Genomic DNA, 18185 nt, shown 5'->3' with positions numbered 1-18185 from the left:
CCTGTTGCTCCGGTTACCCCGGTTACACCTGCTGTACCTGTTGCTCCCGTTACTCCGGTTGTACCTGCTGTGCCTGTTGCTCCGGTTACTCCGGTTGTACCTGCTGTGCCTGTTGCTCCGGTTACCCCGGTTACACCTGCTGTACCTGTTGCTCCCGTTACTCCGGTTGTACCTGCTGTGCCTGTCGCTCCCGTTACTCCGGTTGTACCTGCTGTGCCTGTTGCTCCCGTTACTCCGGTTGCCCCCGTTGTGCCTGCTGCTCCTGTAGCTCCGGTTACACCTGCTGTGCCTGTCGCTCCCGTTACTCCGGTTGCCCCCATTGTGCCTGTCGCTCCTGTAGCTCCGGTTACACCTGCCGTACCTGTTGCTCCAGTTGCACCGCTGCCTGTCGCTCCCGTTACTCCGGTTGCCCCCGTTGTGCCTGCTGCTCCTGTAGCTCCCGTTGCACCTGTAGCTCCCGTGATACTTGGGATCTCACCCAACAATTCGGAAGAAACCAAACGATGGGCTGTTACCAATGAGCCTGTACTGCTCTTACCCCATACAGATACTTGAATAGGATCATTAACCATGGTTGTTGTTGTAAAAGTAAACTCGAAGGCGTCCAGATTCGCAAAATAATTGTTGGTTATTACTTGATTCGGTGCGATGTCAAAAGACTCGCTGACATACAGAACCCTCAATCCACCGCTCATGTAATACCCCTGAATCTGTACGGTTGAGGCTGCCACATCACTACGGTTATCTAATCTAACTGTAACTGTTTGAGTCGGTCTTAACCCACCAACCGCATTATTTTCTATTGGCCCTGTTGATAAAAAGCTCATCGCTCCATCTCCTCTTTTGGTTATTTCTGATCTGCTAGTTGTTATGAACTGTTTTTTCGTGCTCCACCACCCGGTGAGCATCCACCAATTGCCCGGACGATTGCTTGCCCCACACTGAAATTCCCACTTCGTCCACACTTTCTGGTGCTGTTACAAAAACAAACTCGAAAGCATCCAAATCTGCAAAATAATTTTTGGTCACTGCTTCATTAGGGGCAATACTGATCACTTCATTCACATACAGCGTTCTTGTTGTACTTAGCGCATAACCCTGAATGGATACTGTTACAGAGTTCACATTAGCCCGACTTGTCAATCTAATCGTTACCTGTTGTGTTGGTCTGATCCCGGAAACCGGATTGTTTTCTATCGGCCCAGTTAATAAAATTGACATTTTTCCCATCCCACCTTTTATGAAACCTTATACTCTAGCAGTATTTGGCATAAGCTCACTCAATAGTAGTATTCAAACACTCAACCGACGGTGTGGACAAAACACATGCGGCAATTGCACTATTATTACGAACCAAAACGTTAAGAATAACCGGAAAAGCTCGCACCATATGGCGCGAGCTTTCTTTCGAATATACTCCCATTAACCTTTTTCAAAGCTTATCTAGCAATCATTTCAGGAAATTCATCCAGCAATATCTCTCTATCATTCTATATGTTCTCCATAATAGTGACTCTTCCCATTAAATGATTTTCTTCATCCTCTACCAAAGAATAGAAAAATATTGTATTATCTCGAAATTGTGATATGATATCGTCAAGTTAATAAACATTTAAAAGAAAATTTGAAAAATAATTACATTTTAAAGTGACCAAATGTCTTTCTTCGCCAAATTTCAGTCTTCTCCCCCATTTTATTGAAAGCGATTACAAAAAGAAACCTGAGAGATTATAGCTTTTCTAATCGCACATCCCGATGCAGGCTTGTTTTGGGTTATAGCCACTCCCCTTCCCGCCGCGTCTACAGTCGCGGCTTCACGGGTCATCTGGCTTATACCATAGATGACAACATGAAGATCACCTAGCAGCCAAACTAATAACCTATTCAATAAGGGGGTGACATGAGGGACAACTCTTCATTTTTTCGACATTCATCATCTCAGCTATTCTGAATTTCGGTTCACCACTAATCCCATCTCATGGAGGCGAAACGTATGATTCGTAAACCGCTAATTATGTTGTTGTCGTGTCTGCTCATCTTTGTCACCCTGCCCGTTGGTTCAAGCCATGCAGCCAATGCAGCCGTTGCCAAACTCCCTGGAAACGCCAACCCCCTCGTCGATCATAAACTTGGGGCCGACCCTTATGTGCTTGTCCATAACAATCGGGTTTATGTTTACATGACAGGTGATGCATACCTGTATAACAGCGACGGCTCTGTCCGAGAGAACCAGTACAGCACAATCGGGAAAATTAACGTCATCTCTTCAGCTGATATGGTGAACTGGACAGACCATGGTTCGATCCCTGTAGCGGGTGCGAATAATGCCAATAATGGTCAAGGAATTGCCAAATGGGCTACCCAATCCTGGGCTCCTGCCATGGCGAAGAAAACCATTGCTGGCAAAGAAAAGTTTTTCCTCTATTTTGCCAACTCGGGCGGAGGTATTGGCGTGCTCACGGCGGATTCCCCCATTGGACCGTGGTCCGATCCTCTGGGGCGTGCCCTCCTGACACACAGTACACCGGGAATGTCTGGCGTAACCTGGCTCTTTGATCCGGCTGTGCTTGTCGATGACGATGGCTCAGCTTACTTGTATGCTGGAGGCGGCATTCCGAACGATACCAATGCTGCTTCCATTGCCAATCCCAAAACCGCTCGGGTCATTCGTCTTGGTGCCGACATGACCAGTGTGGTGGGCAGTGCTGTAACGATCGATTCTCCTTATATGTTCGAAGATTCCGGCATTCATAAGTATAACGGCAAATATTACTACTCCTACTGCATCAACTTCGCGGGAACACATCCCACGGCATATCCAAAAGGTGAGATCGGATACATGGTCAGCGACAGCCCGATGGGGCCTTTCACGTTTAAAGGACACTTTCTGAAAAATCCAGGTACGTTCTTCGGCGTAGGCGGCAATAACCACCATGCCGTGTTCCAATTCAACAATGAATGGTATGTCGCGTACCATGCGCAAACGGTGAGTCGGGCATTTCTCGGCGAAGGCAAAGGATACCGTTCCACACATATCAACAAACTGACACATAATGCGGATGGAACAATCCAGGAGGTTCAAGGAAATATGACAGGTGTACCTCAGACCGCTAATCTCAATCCGTATGTCCGGGTGGAAGCCGAAACCATTGGCTGGCAAGCAGGAATTACCACTGAACCGAGTCAAGCGAGCGGTGGACCTGTAGCCAATCAGAATGTGACTAATATTCATAATGGGGATTGGATCGCAGTCGGCAACGTAGATTTTGGATCAGCTGGAGCCTCCAAATTCAAGGCCAATGTCGCTTCTACCGGAAATGGCAGCATCGAGATTCGACTGGATAGTCCGACAGGTCCACTGGCTGGGACACTCAACGTAAGCTCAACCGGCGGTTCACAGACTTGGCGTGAGCTGGAGACGAATGTTACCAACGCAACAGGTGTACATCGTTTGTATCTGGTATTTACAGGCTCAGGTAACGGAAATCTGTTCAATCTGGACTACTGGCAGTTCACATCCGGTTCGGGCGGCAATCCTAACCCTAACCCAAATCCTAATCCCAATCCAAACGTTACCCGTTACGAAGCAGAGAATATGACACTTGGCGGCCAATATGCAGGTGTAATCAGTTCCCCATTTAATGGAGTCGCTCTTTACGCGAACAATGATTATGCAGCATACAATCAATATTTTGCATTCCCAACCCATCAATTCTCTGTCCGCGGCGCTTCCAACAACAATAATACGGCCCGTGTTGATCTGGTCATTGGGGGTGTAACCGCAGGCTCATTCTACTTCACTGGAACGCAGCCAACCGTTCAAACACTTACCGGCATCACTCATGCTACAGGCAATCAGGAAATCAAGCTGGTCGTAACAACGGATAATGGGACTTGGGATGCGTACATTGATTATCTGGAGTATTCACTTTAATTCCTAGGACATGATCGATCGGGAGGATAGAAAATGTGGAAAAAAATAGGTACTCTTCTGCTCGCTCTTCCTTTGCTTATGGCATCACTCCCTCTGACAGGTCCATCTGCTTCCGCAGCAACGTTCAGCAATCCGGTGATTTACGCGGATGTTCCTGACAGTGACGTCATTCGGGTGGGCAATGCCTTTTATATGACAAGCACAACGATGCATATGAATCCGGGAGTACCCGTCATGAAGTCTTATGATCTGGTCAACTGGAGCATCGTAAACTATGTATATGATACGCTCGGAAACGGGGATATACAGAATCTGAACAACGGACAAAACGAGTATGGACGTGGTTCCTGGGCGAGCAGCTTGCGGTACAACAACGGTGTCTATTATGTTGCTTTTGGCTCGCTTTCCACCGGCAAGACGTATATTTACCAGACCAGCAATATTGAAACAGGGCCATGGACACCTTACACATTAAACAGTTATTACCATGACCCCTCCCTTTTGTTTGATGGGAATCGGACCTTTCTTGTTCACGGCAGTGACAACATCAGTATCGTTGAGCTGACACCTGATGCCAAGTCCGTCAAATCTGGCGGCCTCAATCAGGTCCTGATTCCAAACGCAAGCAGTGTAGCTGGCTCCAACATGATTGTGAAGGCAGAAGGAGCACACATTCAGAAGATCAATGGTATGTATTATGTCTTCCTGATTGCCTGGCCTTCGGGTGATGGCCGCATCCAGCTTGCCTATCGTGCAAACACGTTGACAGGTCCATACACAGGTAAAGTTGTACTCAAAGACTCGGGCATTGCCCAAGGAGGCATCGTGGACACCGCATCCGGTGCATGGTACGGATTACTGTTTCGAGATAGCGGGGCTATTGGGCGCATCCCTTATCTCGTTCCGGTGACATGGTCGGATAACTGGCCTGTGTTTGGGGGGAACGGCAAGGTTCCCCTGAACATGAATATGCCCGTTGAAGGTCAGCCTGCTGCCAAAATCTACGGATCCGATGAGTTCAACACAACCACATCAGGCACCCCCTCAATAACGCAACTGTTAGTGAACGGCGGCTTCGAGGAGAGCACCATTCAGCCGTGGTCCAGCAACAATACGGCAACCATCAACTTAACGAGTGCCGAAGCTTTTAGCGGTACCAAGAGCCTGCTCGTCAGCGGCAGACAGCAGACAGCAGGCGGTGCCAAACAGATGGTTACAGGCAAGCTGGTACCAGGAGTCACATACTCTTTTTCGGCAAAAATCAAATACACGACTGGTCCTGCAACCAAAACGTTCAATCTTAGCATCCAGAACGGTGCAAATTATACCGGAATTTCCATTATGGGCAGTGCGACACTAACCCGCGGACAATGGGGCACTCTTGAAGGTACCTATACCGTTCCGTCGAATGCAGACCTGTCCCAAAGCTTTATTTTTGTGGAAACACCGTATAACTCGAATCCGGACCCGACCAATGATCTGATGGCGTTTTATGTGGATGACGTCTCCCTGACGAACAATTCATCTTCCGGTACATCTGGACTATCCACATTCTGGCAGTGGAATCATAACCCCGATGCTCTCAACTGGTCCCTTCTCCAGCGGCCAGGTTTCATGCGGTTAACTGCTGGAAAAAACAGCAAAAACCTGTTGGAAGCTCGCAATACTTTGACACAACGAACCTTTGGTCCAAAAAGTACAGGGATTACCGCTTTGGAAACAGCAGGCATGAAGGATGGCGATTATGCCGGACTCGCTGCTTTTCAGGCCAGATATGGTTTTGTCGGCGTTAAAATGACAGGCAGCACCAAATCCATCATTATGGCTAATGCCAGCTCAGGCACCATGACCGAAGTAGCAACTGTGCCATTAAACCAGAACAGAATCTATCTCCGCGTCATCTGTGATTTCACGAACCAGACTGACAAAGCCAACTTTGCTTATAGTCTGGATGGCAGCAACTGGACAACCATCGGCAATACTCTTCAAATGTCTTACACCCTGCCACACTTTATGGGATACCGGTTTGCACTGTTCAATTATGCAACGAAGTCTACCGGAGGATATGCAGATTTTGATTATTTCCGCGTAGAATAAATGTGATCTGATTCGGTTACTGATCAGGACCTGGAACTCCATCCTGTGTGGAGGCAGGTCCTTTTCAATATATTTCTTATGAAGAACTTTACCTTGTTAACTTCAAAAATCCCGGAGCTGTTTTATATAACACACGTATCCTTTAGCACTTCGGTTAATCTCTTCATCGGTGGCCTGGAACGAGGCACCATAGACTGCATAATGCGGTAATGCCTGAGCCCCTACATGATTCATGCTTGCTATGAAAGGGGCAACAAGTTCCTCTACGCTGTATCCGATAGGACCATCCTGCGCATAGTTCTCCTGCTTATCCCCTATGGACATCGCTAGCCCCATCCGCTTTCCCTTCAATCGATTCCCCTTCGATCCGTACGCCCATCCATGGGTGAACACATCATCAAACCATTTTTTCAGCAACGGTGGATAACTGTACCAATATAAAGGGAACTGCAACATAATATGATCATGCGTCTCCAGCAGCTCTTGTTCTCGGGATACATCAATCTTTCCATCGGGGTAGGTCGTATATAATTCGTGAAGAGCAATATCATCTGTTGTACTCTGTAGCAACTCCTCCTTCCAGCGACGATTGACTCTTGAACTTTCTATATCGGGATGTGCCAGAATAATAAGGGTTTTCAACGTAACTTCCTTCTTTCCATAAGGGTGTTGGTTTCTTTACTTGAATATGGATCATTATTGAACACATCCGCTCAAAAGAAAATACACACAATGAAGTAAGATGGTTACCTCAAAGTGTGTATGGACTTCAGTGTCAGAACCGTGAGAAAATAAATAGTTACACTCTATATAACACGTAAAATTTAACTTGAGGTGAATCAGGATGAAACAATACAATCTGGGCATAGAAGCGACACTCGAAATTATCGGTGGCAAATGGAAAGCCTTGATCATCTGTTTATTGATGTCCGGTGTCAAGAGAACGGGAGAATTAGGGCGCAGCATTCCGGGTATTTCGCAAAAAGTGTTAATTCAACAATTGCGCGAGCTGGAGCGGGATGGCCTTGTGACCAGACATGTCTACCAGCAAATGCCTCCCAAGGTGGAATACGGACTTACGGAATATGGCGTTACCGCCAACACCATCGTGGATGTCATGTGTACTTGGGGAAAGGACAATATTGCGCTCAGACAACAGCGGGGCGAAGACGTTGTATTGTTGGAGAACAACCATCCCGAATCTTGATTTCACAGTTGCACATCCCCCATACATGATGTAGGACATATGTCTCTTTTTCCACGAAAACGATTAAAAAAACTTTATATTCCAGACCAAATGATCGATATACAAAAGGAAGCACCTGAATATCCCGTGTTGAGCATTGGACTCACATCTCACAAAGGCAACAAGGGAGAACAGAATGATACATACGGTAGCGAGTAAGAGAAGAAGCGAAGCTCTGTCTGGTGAGATGGCAAGGGCTAACAAAGGAGTGGTCATATGAAGGTACGAACGCGTCAAAAAGGAAAAACACGCAACATCTACATGAACTTGATGTTATCTGTTCTGTTGTTGATTAGCAGCATCCCGCTGTGGACGGTCTCAAAAGTGCACGCCGCAGATGAGGAACATCATCTGTTATCCCTGAACCGACCGGTGTACAGTTCCTCATCTTTGGGCGGCAATACGGCAGAACATGTGGTTGACGGCAACAAAAACACCCGCTGGGAGAGTATATGGCAGCAAGATCCGCAGTGGATCTATGTTGACTTAGGCGCGGTGGCCTCCATCTCGGACATCTCCATCCAGTGGGAAAATGCGTATGCTACAAGCTTTGATCTGGAAGTATCCAACGACGAGGTCAATTGGCAGTCTGTTTACTCCACAACAAAGGGGCAAGGCGGACTGAACGAAATTGAGGTCACAGCAGAGGCACGATATGTGCGCTTGTTCAGTCATCAAAGAGCACAGCAAGCCTATGGCGTCTCTGTATACGAATTCAATGTATACGGAACAGGCGGAGCAAATCCACCTCCCAAACCAGTAGCAAAGAACCTTGCGCTTGGACAACCGGTTACAGCGTCTTCGGAAGAAATCGATGAGCCCAGCCGTTCAGCCGAGGATAAAGCCAAAATGGAAAAAAGGAATTACGAAGCCCGGAATGTAACGGATGGTAACCCGGATACACGCTGGTCTTCCATCTACAAGGATCAGGAATGGATTGTTGTGGACCTTGGACTAATCCGGGAGATCGGGAACGTATCTCTTCAATGGGAAAACGCTTTCGGACGTGCATACGATATTCAAGTATCCAATGATGCACAGCAATGGACTACATTGTACCGGGAAATGCACAGCAACGGTGGACGGGATGAAATTCCGGTATACGCCGAAGCACGGTATGTGAAATTGGCCGGACTTGGCAGAGGAACAACCAACGGATATTCCCTGTACGCATTCGATGTCTACGAGTATATCGAAGGCGATGCCAAACCTGTGCATACCATTCCGAATATCCCTGAACCGTCCACGGTACAGGTGGGTTCCGGCAGTTACGCTGTAAATGACATCACGATGCTGCAGCCGAAAAACCCGAAAAATCGTACGACTGATATTACGGCGCCTCTCCCTTCCAATGACTGGTGGCAGTCTATTCTTGTATCCGATCTGGGGGATGGCAACAGTCTGGTCACACTCCCGCTCAAAAGCAGATATACCAAACAAGGACTTCAACTTCTGAATCCCGGAGCGGGTTACGTTTCCGCTGATGGCGGTTCTATGGACGCTGACGGGGAACCGGATCTGATCATGACCACCAGCAATATGAATCCGGCGGAGGTCAATACCAAGGTGGCGGGATATGGGGATTATTCTGCAACGATCATCATGAGCGATGATGACACCGCCAAAATGAATACCACGTTTGTGAAGGGTTCCCCTTTCCTGTACAACACCTTCGATAACCCGGATACCATTATTGTTCGTTCTCCCAGCATCACACGTCTCTTCGATGATCAGAACCGTGAAATTGTTCTGAAGGATGGAGAATCAATAACGGCCGATCATATCGGCGTTGAAGTAACCAATCAGGACAGAGCGCCCACGCCTCAGACCTTTACAAGAAACTACGGGATCTTTGCACCTGAAGGAACCGTAGTTATGAAACTTGGCAATACCCTCAAGATCAAGCTGGGCCAGAGCGGAAACTATCTGTCACTGGCTACCCTGCCGTCCGCGGCAGATCTGCCTTATTATTATCGGCATGCCTACGCCTTTGTTACCGATACACAAGTGGACTACAACTATAACGAGAGCACTTCACTGGTAACGACTACCTTCAACTCGGTAACCCAGACGAAGCGGGCAGGCTTTTCCTCCGAGACACTCATGGCCTTGTTCCCGCACCAATGGAAACTGGCGACTACTCCGTTAACGGAGCTTGCTTACCCTTCCATTCGCGGCATGATGAAAGTAAGTGAAGGCAATACGTTTACGACGCAGGATCGATTCTATGGCATTATCCCGCAATTTGTGGAACCGGATGATCCAACCTACTCGCGTGCACAATTAATCAGCTATCTGGATCAGCTTGACGCGGATACGGCAGGTAATCTGATGAGCGAGGATCCTTACTGGCAAGGGAAAAAGCTTCATCCGCTTGCGCTGGGTGTACTCATCAGCGACCAGATCGGAGATACGGAACGACGAGACCACTATCTGTCCCTGCTTCGAACCATTTTGACAGATTGGTATACCTATTCGCCGGATGAACCTTTGCACTCGTATTATTTTTATTATTCGGATGAATGGGGAACCATTTTCCCTTACGGTAGCGGATTTGGTGTTAATACCGGATTGACAGATCATCATTTCACCTACGGCTATTACGTTTTTGCATCAGCTGTACTGGCCACATATGACCAGACATTCCTGCAAGATTACGGCGACATGGTTGAGCTTCTGATTCGGGACTACGCCAATCCTTCACGGACAGATGAACAGTTTCCAAGGCTTCGCAATTTCGATGCGTACGCAGGTCACTCCTGGGCAGGTGGTTACGCCGATAATCGCAGCGGGAATAACCAGGAGGCTGCAGGTGAAGCCCTCTTTAGTTGGGTCGGCCAATATATGTGGGGTGAGGTGACAGGCAACAAAGCCTATCGCGACACCGGGATCTGGGGCTTCGTGACCGAAGAGAAGGCTGCCGAGCAATACTGGTTTAACTATGACGGGGATAACTGGCTGGAGGATTACCAGCACGCTACGGTAGGTCATGTGTACGGCAGCGCCTACCTGTATGGAACGTACTTCTCGAATGAAGCCGAGCACATTTACGGTATTCACTGGCTGCCGCCAGCGGAATGGATGACCTATTATGGACGTGATCCGCAGAATACTAAGGCTCTCTACAATGGCCTTATCAAGGATCTGGGCGGTCAGCAGGAACGCACATGGCAGCATATCATCTGGCCATTCCAGTCCATTGGAGACCCGCAAGGTGCTCTAGCCAAATGGAATACGAGCGAAATGCAGCAAAATGAAGTCTTTAACGCCTACTGGTTCATGCACAGCATGGCTTCTACGGGAACACGCACAATGGAAATATGGGCAGATGATCCGGCAGCAACCGTGTATGAAAAAGACGGCGTCTATACAGCGCAAATCTGGAATCCGTCTGACACTGTCAAAACAGTGCATTTCTACAATGCCAATGGCGCTTTGGGTTCGGCTACCGTTTATGCCAAAGCGCAAGTAAAGGTTAACCCGCTGGAACATTCCGTTGTTCAACAGCCGGATGCCTCTCAGGGAGTAGTCTATCTCGATCGGAGCCAATGGACCATTAAGGCATCCACCAGTTCGGAGCCGGTCGAGCACATGGTGGACGGTGATCTGACTACACGCTGGTCATCCGGACAGCTCCAGCAGCCCGGCGATTGGCTGCATATCGATCTGGGGAGCGAACAGTCTATGGATACGGTATTCATGAACTCCGGCAACAACGGCGGTGATTATGCTCACGGGTACGAAATCTACGTATCCAAAGATAACGAGAACTGGGGCCAGCCCATCGCAGAGAGCGCCGGAACATCTCCAAGTCTGTCCGTGGAATTGGGCATGCAGACCGCCCGTTATGTCAAGATTGTATTGACTTCCTCTGCAGACAGCTGGTGGTCAATCTCTGAACTCAAACTGGCCCGGTTTGGCAAACTTGAAGTAACACCGGAGCTCCCGGAGCCCGTACGGCTTCCAGATCGCTCTTCATGGATCGTAACCGCCTCCTCTACTCAAGGCGCCGATGTTACAGCCAATATGCTCGACGGAAGTTCAGATACCCTATGGACCAATGGGAGAAAACAAATCAAAGGACAATGGATTACCATCGACCTCGGCCAGAAGAGTTTTTTCGATGCCATAGAATTGGACCCAGGCCATGCGAAAGAAGACTATCCGAGACAGTATCGGATCTATGTCTCGGATGACGGTGAACACTGGGGCACGTCCATTGCGGGCGGCGAAGGCACGCCTGGACGCATGTCCATCACCTTCCCTGAACAGCAGGCACGTTATGTGAAGATGGTACAGACCGGAGATTCCGATCAATGGTGGTCAATCTCCGAGTTGTTTGTTAATCATCATGGAACAGGGAAACAAAAGCGGTTGCTGCCAGATGGCTGGTCCGTGACCGCTTCCTCCGGAGACGATGCAGCGGCTATACTCGACGGCTCGGACCAAACACGCTGGACCTCCGGTCAGACTCAAACCGGCGGCGAATGGATTCAGATTGATCTGGGAACCTCGCAGCCAGTGAACCGGATTGTGCTGGACAGCGCGCACAGCCGGGAAGACTTTGCTCGCGGTTATGAAGTATATACCTCCCTGGATGGAGAGCATTGGGGAGAAGCACTAGCCTCGGGCAAAGGATCATATTCGCTGGTTTCCATCCCCTTTGCAACGCAACAGGCACGTTATATTAAGGTCGTACAGACGGGTACTGATTCTCATTGGTGGTCCGTGGCTGAATTCGAGGTCTATACCGCTGATCAGACTCCCTGGATATCCGGGGAACAGGATCATCTGCTACCTGCTGAACTGGATCGGACATCATGGACAGCGACTGCCTCCACCGCTGAAGATGTTGCGGCAATGCTGGACGACGATCTGAATTCACGCTGGACCTCTTCATCTGCTCAACTTGCCAATCAATGGGTCCAGATTGATCTGGGAAGCAAGCAGAGCTTCAGCCGCTTGACCATGGACTCGGGCAGCAGCAGTAACGATTATGCCCGCAGTTTCCAGTTCTTCACTTCTGATGATGGCGAGCATTGGAATGAGGTTATGGATGCCCTGGGAACAGGCTCAGCCATCTCACATACGTTCTCCAAACAAACGGCGCGATACATCAAACTGGTTTTGACCGCGGACACGCCCGAGTGGTGGTGGTCCATCGCCGAGTTAAAACTTTACCGTTAACGTCATCACGATTCATCCAACCATCTCTCTCCCGTGCTTGCGGGACAGGGGTGGTTTTTCTTTGAGAAAGATGAAGCATACCTCATTCAAGCTTCATGTTCCATATACCACCTCTATAGTAAGATATAGATTGACCTAAATTTACTACATTCTTTTCGATAAGGAGGGCTTTATTTGAAAAATATAATTGTCTTCGGTGCAAGCAAAGGATTGGGCGATGCCTTTGTCAGAGGTGTACCACAGTCTGGTGATAAAGTCTGGGTGGTCTCCCGTAGCAAGCCGGAAAGTCTGACTGTGGAGGATGGCGTCCAACGAATATGGATTCAGGCCGATCTTTCCGAGCTTCAGGCCGCGGAGCATATTGCCAGCCAGCTTCGAGGCGAAACGTTAGATGTGCTTATTTATAACGTGGGGATCTGGGAAAAGGAAGGATTTGAAGAGCACTATACGTTTGATCGGGATGAATCCGCAGATATTAGTCAGCTGATCCATGTGAATGTGACTTCAACGATTGTATGCATACAAGCTTTACTGCCTCAGCTCCGCCAGTCTGAAGCAGGCAAAATCATCCTGATCGGTTCAACAGCCGGTTTGAGCAACGCAAGCAGCAGCCAGGTTTCATTTGTCGCCTCCAAATTTGCCATACGGGGTATTACGGAAGCTCTAAGAGAGCATACGAGAGAGGACCGCATCGCGGTGACATGTATCAACCCGGGAGAACTGGCGGCAGAAATCCCTTATGAAGACGGAATCGAGCATGCACTCGCCGAGTATAACGGAACCCGTATTCCCCTACAGGACATGGTCGACATCGTTCGATGTATTATCAGCTTGTCCAAAGCGGCCTGTGTAAAAGAGATCAACATACCCGCATTAACGGATACGAACACTTAGATAGCAATAATATCTGCCCACTCCATCGGCCGTTCAGATGCGTTCGTTCTGTGTACATACGCTGGACTGAAGCACGTTTACATTAATATGTGCGATAAATGCGCAATCCCTATGGAATTCATGTGTTCAGGCTCAGGGATATTTTCATATAACAAATGGGACTTTCCAGCCTTGGACAACTGATCACGCATAGCTGCAATCCGTCCTTTGTTAACATCAATATAACGAAAATCGATTTGGCGCAAGTGCGACAGTCCGTTCAATCCAGCAAAAGAATCCGCCTTGAGCGCCGTATTGATTTCTTTCAGTTCAATGGCCTCTACAGTGCGGGCTGTCCATAGAAATTCGGTATCCTTCAACGATTTCATGTAGTCCAGTTCGAGCTGTCTGAGGCAGGTCATATGGGAGAAGTCGCATAACTGCTCCAGCTTGGGCAAGGACAGATGCAGATATTCCAGCCCGTGCATCTGTTCGAGTCCCTGGACACTCGTCAGCTTGCGAACAGAGCTTAGCTTCAACATCGAGATGGTTGACTCTGTCAAAGCATTCAATTCCCCTTTTAACTCACCTTGATCCAGGGACAGATATTGAAGCATGGGCAGTTTCGCCAACACATCGAGCGTTTCAATGGAGCAGTTCAGAATTATGGTGTTGAGACTTAGGCATGTTGCAATGGAAGCAAAATCTTTGAATTTGCCGCGGAGTTCAAGAAAGGTTAGCTGGTTGTAGTGTTCAATAAAATTGAGCCGGGTTGCCTTAGCAGGTGAATTCAATCTTAGAAACTGCAGTTGCTCCATCGCACCCAAGATCGTCAGATCTTGGGCCTGCAGTAGATCAAGCTGAAGGGCAGATACATGCTTCAACTGGGCAAGTCGCCCCAGAAATCCCGATGAATAGGCTGCTTTAGGGTCTACATTCGATATATGAAGAATCAGATCCGGCCGGGCTGCGAACACCTTGGCATCCAGTTCGGCAAGATCTTCGTATGTATCCGCACCAACGCGAAAATGAACCGTCGCCCTGCGACGCAAGTGATTAACCGCCTGGTCCATTTTTTCGACATTCCATGGAATGCCCTGTATCGAAGCGTGCCATCTCTCACTCATAGATATTCCTCCTTTTTCTCCATGCTGATCAATCCATTCCATTTCATCCCATTATAAACAACATCGCCTGGATGAACCACCACCGATCCCCGTGCCTCTCACCTCCTCAATCCTCCCTTTCATCCGTCCCATTCCTCTCACCCAGGTCCTTATCTTTATTCTCAATATCATTCGACAGAAATCTACATAAAACTATAACTCATACCGACATATAACTTAGGCGTTTTAAGCATCTATTACACATCTGGGGAGATGGAATATGTCAAACATGTTGAACAAGTGGGGAAAAACGGGAGCAAGGACATCCAGTATGGCAAATACGGTGTCTATTGTGCTGCTGGTTATTATCGTAGTTGTCTTTAGCGTACTGGGGACATTTATGTTTACAAGCACACGAAACATTCTGATTAAACAGCAGGAATCCATGCTCCAGACCAAGACACAAGCCATTGTGAGTGAATTTGATGCGCTATTCAAGGAAAAGGGCGCACTGGTCAAACAAATGTCCACTAACACATTATTCAAGCAATACATAGAAACAACAGCATCTGCTGCAGATGCGGCGAGTTCAACCTATGCTGCGGAGACACAGGCAACACTGGCCGCTATCGTTAAGGCAGAGCCTTCGTTTGCCGATGCCTGGGTCGGGGGTCTGGATGGAAAAGGCTTCTGGATTCAAAATGATGGTGTCGTATCTGCACCGGATTTTGAAATCCAGTCGCGTCCATACTACAAACCAGTTATCGATGCAGACGGGCTTTATTTCTCCGATCCATACATTGATATTGCAGCAGGCGATGTACTTATGGGTATCTTTTATCCCATCAAAGACGACAACAACAACATGATCGGATTCGCCGCAGCGGATATTGCATTCAAGGATATTCCAGCCATCATGGAGAGTTATTCGCTTGGTAGCACGGGTTATTCCATGCTGTTGTCCAAGAGCGGAGAAATTCTGTACCATCCCGATCAAGAGAAGGTGCTGAAGGAGAACATCCTCGACAGTACCGGGGACATGGGGGAAATTGGCAAGAAAATGCTTGCCGGTGAGAACGGCGTACAACTTATGAACGACAATGGGGAACGTCGTTATATCGGCTACGCTACGAGTGAGGATACGGGATGGTCCGTTGGTCTGACCATATCCGAAGAAGAAGTTCTCGCGGAATTAAAAACATTTACGTGGATTACGCTTGGCGGCTTTGCTGCATCCACCCTTCTGCTTGTGATTATCTGTTACATTACCCTTCGCCGTCTGTTACGCTCCATACCGCAATTGCTGGCCAAGATCAAGCAGATTGAACAAGGTGACCTGACTGTCAAACTGGATATCAAGTCTAATAATGAGATTGGGCAGATCGCCACAGGCTTGAATTCCATGGTACAGAAAATTCAGAGCATGCTGCAGATGGTCGGCAGCTCGGCGCAGGTCTTGAACCAGTCGTCGAATGATCTGCAAGCCATCTCTTCACGAACGGCTGTGACCATGAATGACACATCGACGGCTATTAACGAGATAGCCAATGCAACGAATTATCAGTCCATTGAAACGGAAAATATTTTACGCAAGACAGGCTCGTTATCCAGCCAAATCGATGAAATTGCTACGGATGCGCAGGCTATGGAAACAGTCGTGCAGACATCTGCCGATCAGAGCAGCCAAGGGCTTTCGGTCGTGGAACAATTATCGAAATGGTCTGAGGAGAATCATCAGTCCACCCAAGCGGTATCCTCCATTATTCAGGAGATTGATCTGAGCCGGAATGAAATATCCAGTTTTGTGGATACGGTCAAGCAGATTGCCTCTCAGACGAATCTGCTTGCACTGAATGCTTCCATTGAGGCTGCACGTGCTGGCGAACATGGAAGAGGATTTGCCGTCGTAGCAGAAGAGGTCCGCAAACTTGCCGAACAGACAGCTCAGGCAACTGAGGAAATCAACAAAAAAGTGAATGTGATTGAGGAGAAAACAACTCTGTCAGTCGAACATACCATGCGCGGTATGAAGATTGCGGAGGAGAATGCCAAATCCGTAGAAGATACCAAGCAGGTATTCTTCAGCATTAACCAAGACCTGAAAGATCTGCAGCAGCGTATGATACAGATTACCAGCAACACCGCCAATGTGCACAAACACAAGGATGAGATATTCCAGGCACTGGAGATCATTTCTTCCACCACAGAGGAGAACTCGGCATCTACGGAAGAAGTAAGCGCCAGCACGCAGGAGCAGCTGGACAGTATCGAACAGGTAGCGGATCTGTCGAAACAGTTGAACCTGCTCTCTGGCAAACTGCAAGACGAACTGAGCCAGTTTAAAGTGGAGTCATAATCCGCAAGCTTTCCCCTGCTCTTCTCTTTTAGTCGCCGTCCATTTATTATTAATGAATATGTGTACGAAGAGGATTGGAGGCTGAATCATCATCATGAACTTTGCTAAACGAATGGATCATTTCAACGAAGGGATTTTCACCCGGTTGCTGGAGATCAAGCGCCGCAGACTGGAGCACGGCCAGCCGGTTATTGATCTCAGTGTGGGTACGCCGAATATTCCACCTGCACAGCATATTATAACGGCACTATGCGAGGCCGCAGCTGATCCGGCTAATTATATCTATGCAGTGAATGATCAGACTGAGTTGCTGCAAGCTGCAAGCGACTGGTACAAGCAGCGCTATCAGGTCGAATTGGACCCGGCAACACAAATCTGTTCCTTGCTCGGTTCACAGGAAGGGCTGGCACATATATCCCTGTCCATTGTAGATGAAGGTGATCTGGTGCTTGTGCCTGACCCTTGTTATCCCGTCTTCGCAGATGGACCACTACTGGCAGGTGCAGAACTGTATTATATGCCGCAAAAAGAAGAAAACGGATATGTTATTCAGCTTCAGGATATTCCGGAAGATATCGCTCATCGAGCGAAATTCATGCTGGTCTCCTATCCCAACAATCCGACAACCGCGATGGCACCGGATCAGTTCTATCTCGATCTGATTGCCTTTGCCGGGAAGTATGATATTATCGTGCTTCACGATAATGCGTACAGCGAACTCGTATTTGATGGAGCATCATGCGGCAGCTTCCTGGCATACCCTGGCGCCATGGATGTCGGTGTAGAATTCAATTCCTTATCCAAGACCTATGGCTTGGCCGGAGCTCGAATCGGCTTTTGTGTGGGCAATGCAACTATGGTCTCCATGCTGAAAAAACTAAAATCCAATATGGATTACGGCATGTTTCTGCCGATCCAAAAAGCAGCAATTGCTGCCATTACCGGAGATCAATCCGAGGTTGAACGCGTCAGAGCGATATATGAACAGCGCCGAGACATCCTCTGTGAGGGCTTCAGCCAACTCGGTTGGCCTATTGCCAAACCGGAAGCGACCATGTTTGTCTGGAGCCGCATTCCGGCTCACTACGACAGCTCGGAGCAATTTGCCATGGATCTGGTCACACATGCGGGTGTCATTGCAACCCCAGGCAGTGCCTTTGGTCCTTCAGGCGAAGGTTACGTTCGATTCGCGCTTGTTCAGGATGTTGAGGTATTGCAGCAAGCTGTGGAATCCGTCGATCACAGTGGGATTCTGAGATCCAGCTAGCAGGAATACGATTCGAATGTGTTTAACCCATAATCCCCTCAAGGTCCGAAGGGAGTAAGAGAATCACGATTGGACACGTGATTCTCTACCCTGTAGACCTGAGGGGATTTTGCCTTTGA

Annotated in this window: 10 protein-coding genes and 1 pseudogene; 7 read left to right on the top strand and 4 right to left on the bottom strand. The window is 48.4% G+C overall.

Annotated features, from left to right (window positions below):
- A pseudogene (locus tag ACTHPG_RS15650) lies at nt 1–827 on the bottom strand (collagen-like triple helix repeat-containing protein); the annotation flags it as partial.
- A gap of 34 nt (nt 828–861) precedes the next feature.
- Nucleotides 862–1221, bottom strand: a complete 360-nt coding sequence (locus tag ACTHPG_RS15645; protein ID WP_440390511.1) for a hypothetical protein — start codon at nt 1219–1221, stop codon at nt 862–864.
- A gap of 772 nt (nt 1222–1993) precedes the next feature.
- Between ACTHPG_RS15645 and ACTHPG_RS15640 the strand changes: the two genes are divergently transcribed.
- Complete coding sequence (locus tag ACTHPG_RS15640; protein ID WP_440390510.1) at nt 1994–3934, top strand: carbohydrate-binding protein; 1941 nt, start codon at nt 1994–1996, stop codon at nt 3932–3934.
- A 33-nt stretch (nt 3935–3967) separates the two neighbouring features.
- Nucleotides 3968–6031, top strand: a complete 2064-nt coding sequence (locus ACTHPG_RS15635) for a family 43 glycosylhydrolase (protein WP_440390509.1) — start codon at nt 3968–3970, stop codon at nt 6029–6031.
- Nucleotides 6032–6133: 102 nt separating this feature from the next.
- On the opposite strand, the gene ACTHPG_RS15630 is transcribed toward ACTHPG_RS15635, so the two are convergent.
- On the bottom strand, nt 6134–6673 hold the full coding sequence (locus tag ACTHPG_RS15630) for an NAD(P)H-dependent oxidoreductase (protein ID WP_440390508.1): 540 nt from the start codon (nt 6671–6673) through the stop codon (nt 6134–6136).
- 202 nt (nt 6674–6875) lie between these two features.
- Between ACTHPG_RS15630 and ACTHPG_RS15625 the strand changes: the two genes are divergently transcribed.
- The 3 genes from ACTHPG_RS15625 to ACTHPG_RS15615 all read left to right on the top strand — a co-directional run bounded on the left by ACTHPG_RS15625 (nt 6876) and on the right by ACTHPG_RS15615 (nt 13358).
- Entirely contained in the window at nt 6876–7238 is a 363-nt protein-coding gene (locus ACTHPG_RS15625) for a winged helix-turn-helix transcriptional regulator (protein WP_440390507.1), read from the top strand.
- A gap of 255 nt (nt 7239–7493) precedes the next feature.
- On the top strand, nt 7494–12464 hold the full coding sequence (locus ACTHPG_RS15620) for a discoidin domain-containing protein (protein ID WP_440390506.1): 4971 nt from the start codon (nt 7494–7496) through the stop codon (nt 12462–12464).
- Nucleotides 12465–12638: 174 nt separating this feature from the next.
- Nucleotides 12639–13358 carry an SDR family oxidoreductase gene (locus ACTHPG_RS15615; protein WP_440390505.1) on the top strand — a complete coding sequence of 240 codons (720 nt, stop codon included), beginning with the start codon at nt 12639–12641 and terminating at the stop codon, nt 13356–13358.
- A gap of 77 nt (nt 13359–13435) precedes the next feature.
- Here the strand turns inward: ACTHPG_RS15615 and ACTHPG_RS15610 are convergent, their stop codons facing one another.
- A complete protein-coding gene (locus tag ACTHPG_RS15610; RefSeq protein ID WP_440390504.1) occupies nt 13436–14464 on the bottom strand; it encodes a hypothetical protein in 1029 nt (342 codons plus the stop codon).
- A 259-nt stretch (nt 14465–14723) separates the two neighbouring features.
- Between ACTHPG_RS15610 and ACTHPG_RS15605 the strand changes: the two genes are divergently transcribed.
- Both ACTHPG_RS15605 and ACTHPG_RS15600 read left to right on the top strand, forming a co-directional pair.
- Entirely contained in the window at nt 14724–16799 is a 2076-nt protein-coding gene (locus tag ACTHPG_RS15605) for a methyl-accepting chemotaxis protein (RefSeq protein ID WP_440390503.1), read from the top strand.
- 94 nt (nt 16800–16893) lie between these two features.
- Nucleotides 16894–18066 (top strand): aminotransferase class I/II-fold pyridoxal phosphate-dependent enzyme, encoded by a 1173-nt coding sequence (locus tag ACTHPG_RS15600; RefSeq protein ID WP_440390502.1) that lies wholly within the window; start codon nt 16894–16896, stop codon nt 18064–18066.
- The last annotated feature ends 119 nt before the right edge of the window (nt 18067–18185 follow it).

Origin of the sequence: Paenibacillus sp. SAF-068 (assembly GCF_051967555.1) — a bacterium.
Taxonomy (GTDB): domain Bacteria; phylum Bacillota; class Bacilli; order Paenibacillales; family Paenibacillaceae; genus Paenibacillus.
This window is presented reverse-complemented; position numbering and strand designations above follow the sequence as displayed.